Origin of the sequence: Gelidibacter salicanalis (genome assembly GCF_016469035.1) — a bacterium.
Taxonomy (GTDB): domain Bacteria; phylum Bacteroidota; class Bacteroidia; order Flavobacteriales; family Flavobacteriaceae; genus Gelidibacter; species Gelidibacter salicanalis_A.
Genome location: NZ_JAEHJZ010000056.1, coordinates 45,343 through 57,078, shown reverse-complemented (window position 1 = coordinate 57,078; position 11,736 = coordinate 45,343). Strand labels below are relative to the sequence as shown.

The 11,736-nt window shown below is 36.3% G+C and carries 16 protein-coding genes; 10 read left to right on the top strand and 6 right to left on the bottom strand.

What is annotated here, in order from left to right; translation table 11 throughout:
- Nucleotides 1–276: 276 nt before the first annotated feature.
- From hisF to JEM65_RS19755, 3 genes are all read left to right on the top strand, one after another.
- The gene (gene hisF / locus JEM65_RS19765; protein WP_199603274.1) at nt 277–1,032 is read left to right on the top strand and encodes an imidazole glycerol phosphate synthase subunit HisF; all 756 of its coding nucleotides are present in this window, start codon (nt 277–279) and stop codon (nt 1,030–1,032) included.
- A gap of 108 nt (nt 1,033–1,140) precedes the next feature.
- Entirely contained in the window at nt 1,141–1,737 is a 597-nt protein-coding gene (hisIE, locus tag JEM65_RS19760; protein ID WP_199603273.1) for a bifunctional phosphoribosyl-AMP cyclohydrolase/phosphoribosyl-ATP diphosphatase HisIE, read from the top strand.
- On the top strand, nt 1,738–2,514 hold the full coding sequence (locus JEM65_RS19755; RefSeq protein WP_199603272.1) for a tRNA pseudouridine(38-40) synthase TruA: 777 nt from the start codon (nt 1,738–1,740) through the stop codon (nt 2,512–2,514).
- A 25-nt stretch (nt 2,515–2,539) separates the two neighbouring features.
- Here the strand turns inward: JEM65_RS19755 and JEM65_RS19750 are convergent, their stop codons facing one another.
- Together JEM65_RS19750 and JEM65_RS19745 are read right to left on the bottom strand one after the other, a co-directional pair.
- Nucleotides 2,540–2,947: a hypothetical protein gene (locus tag JEM65_RS19750; RefSeq protein ID WP_199603271.1), complete on the bottom strand. Its 408-nt coding sequence runs from the start codon at nt 2,945–2,947 to the stop codon at nt 2,540–2,542.
- Nucleotides 2,948–3,043: 96 nt separating this feature from the next.
- The gene (locus JEM65_RS19745) at nt 3,044–3,271 is read right to left on the bottom strand and encodes a hypothetical protein (protein WP_199603270.1); all 228 of its coding nucleotides are present in this window, start codon (nt 3,269–3,271) and stop codon (nt 3,044–3,046) included.
- A gap of 206 nt (nt 3,272–3,477) precedes the next feature.
- Here JEM65_RS19745 and corA point away from each other — a divergent pair, with 206 nt between their 5' ends.
- The 3 genes from corA to JEM65_RS19730 all read left to right on the top strand — a co-directional run bounded on the left by corA (nt 3,478) and on the right by JEM65_RS19730 (nt 6,480).
- On the top strand, nt 3,478–4,548 hold the full coding sequence (corA, locus tag JEM65_RS19740) for a magnesium/cobalt transporter CorA (protein WP_199603268.1): 1,071 nt from the start codon (nt 3,478–3,480) through the stop codon (nt 4,546–4,548).
- A 316-nt stretch (nt 4,549–4,864) separates the two neighbouring features.
- Nucleotides 4,865–5,773: a mechanosensitive ion channel family protein gene (locus tag JEM65_RS19735; RefSeq protein WP_199603266.1), complete on the top strand. Its 909-nt coding sequence runs from the start codon at nt 4,865–4,867 to the stop codon at nt 5,771–5,773.
- Between the two features lie 23 nt (nt 5,774–5,796).
- Nucleotides 5,797–6,480, top strand: coding sequence for a DUF2461 domain-containing protein (locus JEM65_RS19730; RefSeq protein ID WP_199603264.1), 684 nt, complete (start codon nt 5,797–5,799; stop codon nt 6,478–6,480).
- On the opposite strand, the gene JEM65_RS19725 is transcribed toward JEM65_RS19730, so the two are convergent.
- The gene (locus tag JEM65_RS19725) at nt 6,473–6,919 is read right to left on the bottom strand and encodes a transcription elongation factor (protein WP_199603262.1); all 447 of its coding nucleotides are present in this window, start codon (nt 6,917–6,919) and stop codon (nt 6,473–6,475) included. The two genes, JEM65_RS19730 and JEM65_RS19725, sit on opposite strands and share 8 nt — an antisense overlap.
- On the bottom strand, nt 6,916–7,329 hold the full coding sequence (locus tag JEM65_RS19720) for a glyoxalase (RefSeq protein WP_199603260.1): 414 nt from the start codon (nt 7,327–7,329) through the stop codon (nt 6,916–6,918). The genes JEM65_RS19725 and JEM65_RS19720 overlap by 4 nt, the downstream gene beginning before the upstream one ends.
- A 180-nt stretch (nt 7,330–7,509) precedes the next feature.
- On the opposite strand from JEM65_RS19720, the gene JEM65_RS19715 reads away from it, so the two are divergent.
- From JEM65_RS19715 to JEM65_RS19700, 4 genes are all read left to right on the top strand, one after another.
- Entirely contained in the window at nt 7,510–8,394 is an 885-nt protein-coding gene (locus tag JEM65_RS19715) for a DUF72 domain-containing protein (RefSeq protein WP_199603258.1), read from the top strand.
- A 27-nt stretch (nt 8,395–8,421) separates the two neighbouring features.
- The gene (locus tag JEM65_RS19710; protein ID WP_199603251.1) at nt 8,422–8,808 is read left to right on the top strand and encodes an acyl-CoA thioesterase; all 387 of its coding nucleotides are present in this window, start codon (nt 8,422–8,424) and stop codon (nt 8,806–8,808) included.
- Between the two features lie 98 nt (nt 8,809–8,906).
- The gene (locus tag JEM65_RS19705; RefSeq protein WP_199603249.1) at nt 8,907–9,389 is read left to right on the top strand and encodes a lipocalin family protein; all 483 of its coding nucleotides are present in this window, start codon (nt 8,907–8,909) and stop codon (nt 9,387–9,389) included.
- Between the two features lie 10 nt (nt 9,390–9,399).
- Nucleotides 9,400–10,095, top strand: coding sequence for an OmpA family protein (locus JEM65_RS19700; RefSeq protein WP_199603247.1), 696 nt, complete (start codon nt 9,400–9,402; stop codon nt 10,093–10,095).
- 73 nt (nt 10,096–10,168) lie between these two features.
- Here the strand turns inward: JEM65_RS19700 and JEM65_RS19695 are convergent, their stop codons facing one another.
- Together JEM65_RS19695 and JEM65_RS19690 are read right to left on the bottom strand one after the other, a co-directional pair.
- Entirely contained in the window at nt 10,169–11,419 is a 1,251-nt protein-coding gene (locus JEM65_RS19695; RefSeq protein ID WP_199603245.1) for a mechanosensitive ion channel domain-containing protein, read from the bottom strand.
- Nucleotides 11,419–11,715 (bottom strand): DUF3817 domain-containing protein, encoded by a 297-nt coding sequence (locus JEM65_RS19690; protein ID WP_199603243.1) that lies wholly within the window; start codon nt 11,713–11,715, stop codon nt 11,419–11,421. The genes JEM65_RS19695 and JEM65_RS19690 overlap by 1 nt, the downstream gene beginning before the upstream one ends.
- Nucleotides 11,716–11,736 lie beyond the last annotated feature (21 nt).

The window sequence follows — 11,736 nt, the reverse complement described above, 5'->3', positions numbered from 1 at the left end:
AAGATCCTGCCTCGCCGGCAGGCAGGCGCTGCGCTTATAGTCCCGATAACTATCGGGAAAAGAACAAAGACTTGATTGTAACTGATTGATAAACAGTCGTTATTCTAAATTAAATTTGCCCGATCACTTTAAGTGAAATTGGTTTCAAAAACAAGGTGTATTTTTAAGTTCTTGAAGCAGATCATGCTTTAAGGGGATTTGCAAACTTTTCACCTATTTTACCGGACACTGATGTTTAGAAATATAAAATAACCAATTGTCGTAATAAACCAAAACATGCTTACAAAACGAATCATTCCGTGTTTAGATATAAAAAATGGACGTACCGTAAAAGGGGTTAACTTTGTGAACCTTATTGATGCGGGAGACCCCGTAGTGTTGGCAAAACAATATGCAGAAAAAGGTGCGGACGAATTGGTGTTTCTAGATATTTCAGCCACTTTGGAAGGACGTAAGACCACCTTGGAGATGGTTTTAAAAGTCGCAGAACAAGTGAATATTCCATTTACCGTTGGTGGTGGAATTTCATCCCTTGAAGATGTTGATTTACTTTTGAAATCAGGTGCTGATAAAGTTTCGATCAATTCCTCAGCTATCAAACGCCCTGAACTTATTAATGAATTGACGGATAAATTTGGGAGTCAGTGCATAGTGGTTGCCATTGATGCGAAACAAATCGACGGACAGTGGATCGTCCATTTGGCGGGTGGAAGCATTCCTACAGAATTGGAACTTTTTGATTGGGCCAAAGAAGTTGAAAGGCGAGGTGCAGGTGAGATATTATTTACTTCCATGGATCATGATGGCACTAAAGACGGATTTGCAAATAATGCGTTGGCGAGATTGTCTACAGAATTAAATATTCCAATCATTGCGTCTGGTGGAGCAGGAACCATTCAGCATTTTGTGGATACTTTCCAAAATGGTAAATCTGATGCAGCGCTTGCAGCCAGTGTTTTTCATTTTGGTGAAATTGAAATCAAAGATTTAAAAGAAGCGTTAAAGAAACATAATATTGAAGTACGATTGTAGATTAAACCAGCAAAACACAGTACCTATTTTTCTTTGACCGCTCAAATTGAATGAACTTACACTTTAAGACAACTCTTATAGCAGTGTGTTGTAATAAACTATATAAAAATGAATTTAAAATATAATTCAGAGGGCTTGATTCCTGCCATCATACAGGATGCCACCACAAAAAACGTATTGATGTTAGGGTATATGAATGAAGAAGCGTTCAGACTAACCCAAGATGCCAAAAGGGTAACCTTTTACAGCAGAAGCAAACAACGTTTGTGGACTAAGGGGGAAGAAAGCGGCAATGTGTTGAATTTGGTGGACATTAAAGTTGATTGTGACAATGACACGCTATTAATTCAAGCACATCCAGAAGGTCCAACCTGCCATAAAGGTTCTGATACCTGTTGGAATGAAGAAAATACCTCCAATTTCGGATTCCTTTCCCAATTGGAGCAGACTATTGAAGACCGTCGCACCAACTCAAAACCTGAAGATTCCTATGTAGCATCACTTTTTGCCAAAGGCATCAATAAATTAGCCCAGAAAGTAGGTGAGGAGGCGGTAGAAGTGGTTATAGAAGCGAAGGATGAGAATGATGGGCTATTTCTAAATGAAAGCGCAGATTTATTATTTCATTACCTCATGTTACTCCAAGCAAAAGGTTTTAAATTGGAAGATATTGAGCGGGTGCTTAAAAACCGTGAGAAAAAATAAATGAACTATTTCTATCTGATCAAGATTCAGTATTTGGGATTTCGTTACCATGGTTGGCAAAAACAGCCCCAGCTGAAAACGGTGCATTTGATGATTGATAAAACATTGAATTACGTCTTTGGTGGCGAAAAAAAATTCAAATCCTTAGCAGTTGGTAGAACAGACGCCATGGTATCAGCCAATGAAACGGCATTCGAATTGTTTGTAGAAGAGCCCATTTTAAATTTTGATATTTTTATAGAGTGCTTCAATTATTATTTGCCTCAAGATATAAGGGCCTTATCTATGAAAGCAGTAGATAAAGACTTTAACGTCATCCAAAACGCAAAACTAAAAGAATACGTCTATGTGTTTGCTCATGGGCAGAAAGCGCATCCGTTCTGCGCGGCAATTATGACCACGTTTAGAGACGTTCTTGATATTGAGATCATGATACAGGGTGCAAAGCTTTTTGAAGGCATACATAATTTTAAAGGTTACTGTTCTAAAGTTTCGGAAAATGGGCTGTATGTAAGAGAGGTTGTATCTTGCCAACTCATTCCAAACACCACGATTACGGCGAGCTTTTTCCCTAAAGAATCCTTTCTACTTAGAGTAAAAGGTGAAGGTTTTGGATACAACCAAATAAGAACCATGATGGGGACGCTCGTGAAACTTGGTCAACATGAAATTTCCTTATCAGAAATTGCCGATAGTTTAAAGTTCAAAAGTAGCGTGACAATGGATTATATAGCACCTGCATCGGGTTTGATATTGAATGCTGTAGAATTTGAATAAATCTTCTATTTCTATAACTGATTAGTTATTTCAACCACTTTCTCGCCACAGCACGTTTTGAAAACCAAATTAGAAATACTGAAATCACCAAAATCGTTAGGCTTAAAAAGATATCGCGAGGATTCACTTCAGTCAGGATATAAAATTGTTGGAAGCCAACCGCTAAAAAAGAAACGATAAATAAAACATAAGCCCAGCGTTTGCGGATCAGCAAAAACATAGAGCCAAACAATCCGGCAAAAACAGCTATGGCAAAGACTGATAGATACCAGGCGGGTAAATGTTGTTCGGTTTTTGAGAGTTCTCCGAGATGATCGTCAGTCATAAACGCGAGGGCAATATAATTATACACGCCAATAGCATTCCATATAAAAGCAATAATGCTAACGATCCAAAAGTAAACTGGAGGCCTATTTAAAGAAGTAAAATTCATAAATTGTAGGTTTTTGGTAGTTAAAAACACAACAATTTATGAATTTTTTATTAATGTACAGTAAGTCTTTGTTGGAGAAACTGTCTGTGGGACAATTTAGTTGTCATCTACCACATGTAGAACGGGCGTTTTGTTAACCCATTTTCCGTTTTTAGATTCCCCTAAGATGTACACTTCTTTTGTCAATTCATACTCTTTGATCGTACGAAGCATGTGTTCCTTGGTATCTCTATGGATTTTAATTCCTGTATTTTTACCTTTATTTCTGATTTCTATATAAAAACCGTCTCTAAATTTGATCGGTCTTGTAGGTGGTCTTCCCATGAATTTAATTATTTGATGTATTAACTCGCATATTAAACAAAATTATGTCAAAAAGCAAACCTTAATTGAACTTTTCAAAAATAGACTCTTTTTTGAGGTAGAGACACTATTCTTGATAGTAATTTTATATTCATTAATAGAGCCATACTATACGAAAAAAATTTTTACTTTTAAGCCATTGATGTTGATAAGAATTCAGAAAAAATATGAAATCTAAAAAGAAGAAAAAATCCTATAAAACCATTAATCGCTCACCGGGCACGATACAATATCGAGGCAAGAAACAGTCTGCCGTAACGGTTGTAGAGATTATTAATTACAGTAAAGAATACTACCATAAAATTGAAACCCAAAAAGTAGAAGACGCGTTCCATTTAAAGGGAAATGATAAAGTAACTTGGATTAATGTAAACGGACTTAACAACACTTCAGAAATAGAAAAATTGGGCAACCATTATGGCTTGCATCCTCTTACTTTAGAAGATATCCTAAACACGAACCACAGACCCAAAATGGATGAGTTTGACCATTATTTGTTTTTGGTTATGAAAATGCTTTATTTTAAAAATGAAGATGAGCTGGTGTATGAGCAGGTCAGTATGGTGGTGGGAGAAGATTATGTGCTGACGTTTCAGGAAGCTGATGGCGATGTTTTTGATGATTTGAGAGAGCGCATCTCAGCAGGTAAAGGTCGAGGACGCAGTATGGGCTCTGACTATTTAATGTATGCCATTATGGATGCAGTGGTTGATAATTACTTGACCGTCATAGAAGCTTTTGGAGATAAAATTGAGGACATTGAAAATCGTATTTTCGATTCTGAAACAGAAAATGATCAAACGGCAAATACCATTCAGACACTAAAACGTGAAGTACTTAAGATCAGACGGTCCGTATTTCCTTTGCGGGAGGTGATTAATAGATTGGAGAAAATTGAACACCCAATTATTGATGATAAGACCAGAAATTTTTTAAGAGATTTGTATGATCATATCGTTCATGTCAATGAAAGTATTGAAGTGTATCGTGAGATGGTGTGGAGTTTGTTGGATATGTATATGACCATTATCAGCAATAAAATGAACGAAGTCATGAAAGTGCTGACTATTATTGCAACCATCTTTATTCCGTTGACCTTCATAGCGGGAATTTATGGGATGAATTTTGATCATATGCCAGAATTGCACCATAAGTATGGTTACTTTATATTATGGGGTCTTATGCTTTTTATATTCTTCATGATGCTACTCTTTTTTAGAAGGAAAAAATGGCTATGAGAATGTTTAAGTCTCTTATTACAAACGGTGTTAGTCCTTCCTGAAATTTCTTTTATGGGATATTTTAAAGTGTTATAGGAAGACGTTTCATAAACGCTTTGAACCTCATAAATTCATGAGTTTTCTTTACAATTAAAGAAGATGAATTGTGCTATTTTATCATAGAAATTATGATATTCTTAGCAGATTGGTTGATGGTTATTGTAACTTTATAGGCTCTTTAAAGAGTTTTTTTGTCTTATGTTCCCTAATCAAAATCATCAAGGCAGTAGTGCACCGCAACTATAAAAAAGACTGTACATTTTAAAATTTTTATATGAAAGACGAATTAAACAAATCCTTTGCCAAGCTGGTTGAAAAACTTTTGGGTTGGATGAATGCCATTGTAGAAAGCTTACCAAACCTCGCCTTGGCCATTTTAGTTATGGTCATTGCATATTTTATGGCGAAATATGTCAGTAAACTTATGCTAAGGATAATTGGGAGTCGGGTCAGACAAAAATCGGTCAGCAATGTCATCTCCAGGTTAACGGCGATATTAGTGGTGTTTATTGGTTTGTTTTTAGCACTCGGAATTTTAAACCTCTCACAAACCTTGACCTCGTTAATTACAGGTGCTGGTGTATTAGGACTGGTAATTGGTTTGGCGTTACAAGGCACGCTTTCAAATACCATTTCAGGAATTGTCATTTCTTTTAGAGAAAAAATTCAAATAGGAAATTGGGTAGAAACCAATGATTTTGCTGGGGAAATTGTCGATATAAATCTTAAAAATTTCACACTGAAGGAATCAGACAATAATCTGGTCTTTATCCCTAATAAGACCATCTTGGAAACACCAATGAAAAACTATTCATTGACGCCATATATTAGAGTGGATGTGTCTTGTGGGGTAGGTTATGAATCGGATCTGGAATTTGTAGAAACACTAACCAAGAGAACGCTAGAACAGACGTTTAAAAAAATTGACGACATGAAACCTGTTGAATTCTTTTTCACCGAATTTGGAGACAGTTCTATCAACTTTAAATGTCGTTTCTGGATTGAAGGCACCAAAAATGTCCATAAACTCAATGCCACCAATAAAGCGATAATCGCCATTAAAAAAGCGTTTGATGCTGAAGGCATCAATATACCATTCCCTATTAGAACGCTGCAGTTTAACAATCAATTGACGGTGAACAAAAACCCTGATAAAAGCGAGGAAGAATCCACCAACGAGTAAAAGAAATTAATAAGCTATAAATTATGACTAAAGCTTCCACATTCTCTAAAGATTTATTGGAGTTTTTGAAACTGTTACAGGAGAACAATGATAGAGATTGGTTTAATGAGCATAAGGCAGCATTCACAAAATTGCAAATAGCCGCAAAACACAACTTCCATACGTTGTTTGAAGCCCTTAAAATGCATGATGATGTGGATCGGGTTAAAATATTCAGAATTTATAGAGATGTCCGGTTTTCCAAAAACAAAGCCCCTTATAAAACTCATTTTAGCGGATCGTTTCACAGAAAAAAACCAGACTTACGCGGCGGGTATTACCTCCATATCCAACCCAACAATGAGAGTTTTATTGCCGTAGGTTTTTGGGATCCTTCAAAAGAAGATTTATTACGAATCAGAAAGGAGTTTGAAATGGACGATGAAGACATTCGTGCCATTATTGAAAATAAAAAAATTAAAGATATTTGGGGTAATTTGGCAGGTGATGAGCTTAAAACTGCTCCAAAAGGTTTCGATAAAGAACACAAGGCCATTGATTTGATTCGCAAAAAACAATTCATTTTTACCAAAAAATATACAGACGCAGAAGTGCTGTCCACTAATTTTTTAAACGATGTTAATGGGGCATTTCAAACCATCAGGCCTTATTTTGATTATATGACTGATGTGTTAAATACAAACAGTAATGGGGAATTGCTTATATAACTTCAATAATGGTAAAGGTGTTGCCATTAAATTCAATAAGGTCTCCTGCGGTTTTGTTGTTGAGCAGCATGCCAATTGGAGAGCCAAGTGAAATTGCAAAAACACTGAAGTCATCGAGATCAATTTTTCCCGCACTAATGGAGATAAAAAAAGTATTGGTTGTTGTTTTGACCAAACTTCCCAGGGTAACAGTATCGTAAACCATCTTTGGGCTAATGGCTTTTAAACTGTCCAACATTTTCTGGGCATCAATTAAATGGATCGAATTTTTCTCCAAATCGTTAAAAAGCTTTCCGTTTCCTGAATCGTCATCATCGCCACTTCCTTTGTCATTGCTTTCAATAGCGTCCTTGATGGTTTCGATTTCATTTTTATAATTGGCAATCCGCTTGTTGGCATAGTCATAACAAGCTTGCAGAACATCACTTTTTAGTTTCATATAACAGTTGCCTTCTCTGGCTTAAATAGTTGGATATGACTGATTAAACGCTCCTTTGCAAGAGTCATCATACGCTTATTTAGGGCTGATGGATTTTCGATATAAACTTCATATTCTTCCATAGTAAAATGACCAATGATCATTCCTTTAATAGAATTTCTGAACTTCATATCCTTGTGGAGGACATTTTCAATATAGCCCAATTGTTTCGGCAAAGATAGGTCATAAAACACATTTTTGTGCTTGGCAATATAATTTTTAAACACCGCCACAATAAGATCGTTTTGAAGCTTTAGCAACGGTCTCAAAGTGGCGTTTTGAAAGCGTTCTCCGGGACTCATGGTGTCGTAAATTAAAGCACTGGAAATGACGGGTCTAATCTGAATGAAATCTTCGGTTCTAGTAGTCATGACTTTAGGTTTTTATAAAATTATGCATAATGATTTTCTTAGAGATCAAGGACCAGAGATGTTGTTAACCGGTTTATTAACAACAGCATTATTTTAGAGGTTTTAAAGGGTTTGTGAGCTTTTTTAAATATTGTTTGCCAAGATTGAAGTATCTTTGGCACATACCTTAAATGTGTTGATATGAAATTTGGAAGCGTTGACAACCCTCAAGATATTGACTTTACATTGCCACCGGATCATAGAGATACGGCTGGTGTTTTGAATGCCTTTAAAAGCAAAAATCCACCAGAGATCTATGTGGGTTGTGCCAAGTGGAATAAGGCCGATTTAAAAGGTTTTTATCCAAAGGGCACCAAAGATGAATTGACCTATTATGCAACACAGTTCAATTCTATAGAACTTAACGCCACATTCTACCGCATATTTTCACCAGAAACCTTTTCTACTTGGTATGAGAAAACACCTGACGGCTTTAAATTTTTTCCGAAGCTCTATCAAGAGATTAGTCATTGGAAACGCTTAAATGGAGTAGAAAAAGTGGTGGACGATTTTCTTTATAGCGCTAATAATCTGAAAGAAAAATTGGGTACTGTATTTCTCCAGATGCACACTAATTTTGCGCCCAAAGATTTTGATAAGGTAGAAGCTTTTGTAAAAGCATGGCCATCAGAAATTCCTTTAGCTATTGAATTTAGACATACAGATTGGTACAATGATGTTGCCGTAGCTGACCGTTTATATGATTTGTTTGAAACCTACAATGTGGCCAACGTTATTGTAGATACTGCCGGGCGGCGTGATTTGATGCACATGCGTTTAACCAACGGGACGGCGTTTATTAGATATGTTGGCGCAAACCATGAGAGCGATTACAACAGACTGGATCAATGGGTATCACGACTCAAAGAGTGGCAGCAACAAGGCATACAAGAAATAGATTTTTTTGTGCACCAAAATATCGAAAAGGAATCACCTTTACTTTCGGCTTACTTTATTAAACAATTGAATGCTGAATTGGGCACAGCTTTAAAGATTCCCAATGATAACAGCCCTGAATTATTCTAACACTAAACTTAAAAACCACAAATCACAATGAGATTTCACACGCGTAAATGGGTAAAACCAGAAGACCTTAATCCTAATGGAACACTTTTTGGAGGGCAATTACTGGCTTGGATTGATGAAGAAGCGGCGCTCTACACTGCTATTCAACTGGAAAATTCAAAGATTGTAACAAAATATATTTCGGAAATCAATTTTATGAGCTCCGCTAAACAAGGAGATATTATTGAAATAGGGATGGATGTTGTTAAATTTGGAGGTACTTCAGTGACCCTCAAATGTGAAGCACGAAATAAAATGACTAGAGAAACCATTCTGACTGTAGACAATATTATTATGGTAAACCTAGGTAAGGATGGCAAGCCTACTGCTCATGGAAAAACCAAAATTGAGTTTGTTAAAGACCGCTTAAAATAGTCGGAAAGTTATATTTCTTAACAAATAGGGAAATCCTTAACAACCAATGTGTAGTAATATTCGTATATTTATTACAAACCAATATAACACTTATCAAAATGAAAAAATTAGGAATAATACTTCTTATGTCGACGCTGTTTGTGTCGTGCTCTTTATCAAAAGTTGAAAAATCAGCTAGAAAAACCGTTGATGGCAATTGGGTACTGAATTCTGTAACCTACGACACTCAGGGAGTTTTCAATACCGTTTTATTCAATGACGCAACGGCATCCTGCTTTAAGGATAGCCAGTGGTTTTTTAGATCCAATAACAGTACCGGAACCTATACTATAATAGATGCCGACTGTTCCACTGGTGTTAGAAACTTTAGATGGGCTGCGAATGAAATTGGCAAAAACACAGGTAACTTTGATTTTACAATGAAATTTACCGATGCCAAGAAAAAGGATTTGCAAGAGGATACCGGCTATAGAATGAATCTTAAATACTTAGATGATAACAGTATGCAGGTAACACAAACTATTCAATTTGAAGGAAAACCCTTTAAAATCAATTTAAATTTTACAAGAACAACTTTATAAACTTTTGAACATGAAAAATACTTTTAAAACAATTGCACTATTATTTATGGTAAGTGCCTTAGTAGTGAGCTGCGATGCCACTAGAAATGCAAATAACAAGCAAAAAGGAACCGTAATTGGAGCCGGTGGTGGTGCTGTTATTGGAGGCGTCATTGGAAATAATGTGGGCAGTAAAAACAATTCAGCCTTAGGTGCTATTATTGGTGCTGTTGTAGGTGGTGTTGCCGGAAATTATATTGGTGACAAAATGGATAGACAAGCTGAACGCATTGAACAAGAAATCCCAGGAGCTCAAGTAGAACGTGTTGGTGAAGGTATCAATGTTGTATTTGATGAAAGTAGCGGTGTTTATTTTGACACCAATAAACATAACATCAATAGCGCATCATCTGCAACCTTGAAAAAATTGGCTGCCGTCTTTAAGGAATATCCAGATACAAATATTTTGGTAGAAGGTCATACTGATAGTACGGGTCCGGACGATTTTAATATGACGCTATCTAAGCAACGTGCGCAATCAGTAACGTCTTTCTTATCAGGACAAGGCATTTCAACTGGGCGTTTTACAACCAATTGGTATGGTCCTAATCAGCCAAAATATGATAACTCTACCTCAGATGGCAGAGCAAAAAACAGACGTGTGGAGTTAGCAATTATTGCTAATGATGACATGAAAAAAGAAGCAATGGAAAAAGCTGGTAATTAAAAAAAATAGATTTTTTTTAGTAGTAAAGCAGCCTTATTTCGAGAATTTGAAATAAGGCTGTTTTTTTTATGCCCTATTCTTTGTTGACATTGAAAATAGTTGGCGTCAATTCGAAAAGTTCTAGATCGAAATAGGTAATGGCTGAAAGCACATGATCGAAAATATCAGACATGATATACTCATAATTCACCCAACGTTTATCGCTGCTAAAGGCATAGATTTCCAAAGGGATTCCTTGAGAGGTTGGTTCCAATTGGCGTACCATTATGGTCATGTCTTTATTAATGCCAGAATGACGTTCAATATAGGTTTGAACATATTTCCTGAACACGCCCAAATTGGTAAGGTTACGGCCGTTGATTAAAGTGTCCTTGTTAACCTTATTAGACGTATTGTAGTCTATTAGTTCCTTTTGTTTGGTCGTGAGATAGGCCGTGATGAGTTCTATCTTTTTAAGGTCTTCAATTTCAGGGTCTGTAAGGTAATGGATGCTTTTTGATTTGATTAAAATAGACCGTTTAATGCGTCGTCCACCGGATGACTGCATGCCGCGCCAGTTCTTAAACGATTCCGAAATAATCGCATAGGTTGGAATATTGGTGATGGTCATGTCAAAGTTTTGAACTTGTACCGTTGAGAGGTTGATCTCAATAACATCACCATCAGCGCCGTACTTATCCATCGTAATCCAATCGCCAATTCTTAAGGTGTCATTGATGGCCACCTGAATGCTCGCCACAAATCCTAAGATGGTATCTTTAAAAATCAAAAGAAGCACTGCAGATGCGGCACCTAGAGTGGTAAAGAATTTTAAGAAAGATAAATTGATGATGGCAGCAAAACAAGATGCAATCCCAATAACCCATACAAAAAGCATGACCACCTGAATATAACTATCAATGGGTTTATCTCTTAAACGGGGTAAGGTTTTGAAAAAAGATTCTAAACTTCTGAGAACACTTCTAACAATCCAAATGGTGAGTAGAATTCCATAAACCTTTAGTAGAATGAGAATAAACGACTGAAATTGAGGGAAGTCATAAAATACAATGGGAAACAATTTGATGGTAATAAATAAGGGTACCAAATGTGCAATGTTTCGGGGTGCTTTATGACTCACTAAAAAATCATCAAATTGCGTAGTAGAACGCTGGGCAAATCTATTAAACGCCTGGACCAATATTTTTCGCGTCAGTAAGTCTGAAACAAAGATGATCACAAACAATATTAAAAGCAGTGTGAGCATGTTAAAGATTGTCGCCCATTCATCAGTGAATCCAAGATCAAAAAAATAATCGCAAAAAATATGGCTGTACTCAGGCATTATGCGGTCTGATTTAAATATTTGCGTTCAATATAGAACGTCGCAAAAGGAATTAACGATGCTAAAAGAACAATTCCCAAAGTTTTAAAAGACCATTTTAATTTGGAGCCCACTAAAAGCGCCAAAATAACATAGGCAATAAATAACAGCCCATGCGCCATCCCGATAGGATAGAGTAAGGTTTTGTAAATTTCAGGATTGAAAGGTTTGACCAATAACATGTTGCCAAATAAGACCAAATAGGAAATACCCTCTAAAATGGCAACAATTTTGAAGCTCTTTAATAATGTAAACATAGCGACTTAAATTTTATGCAA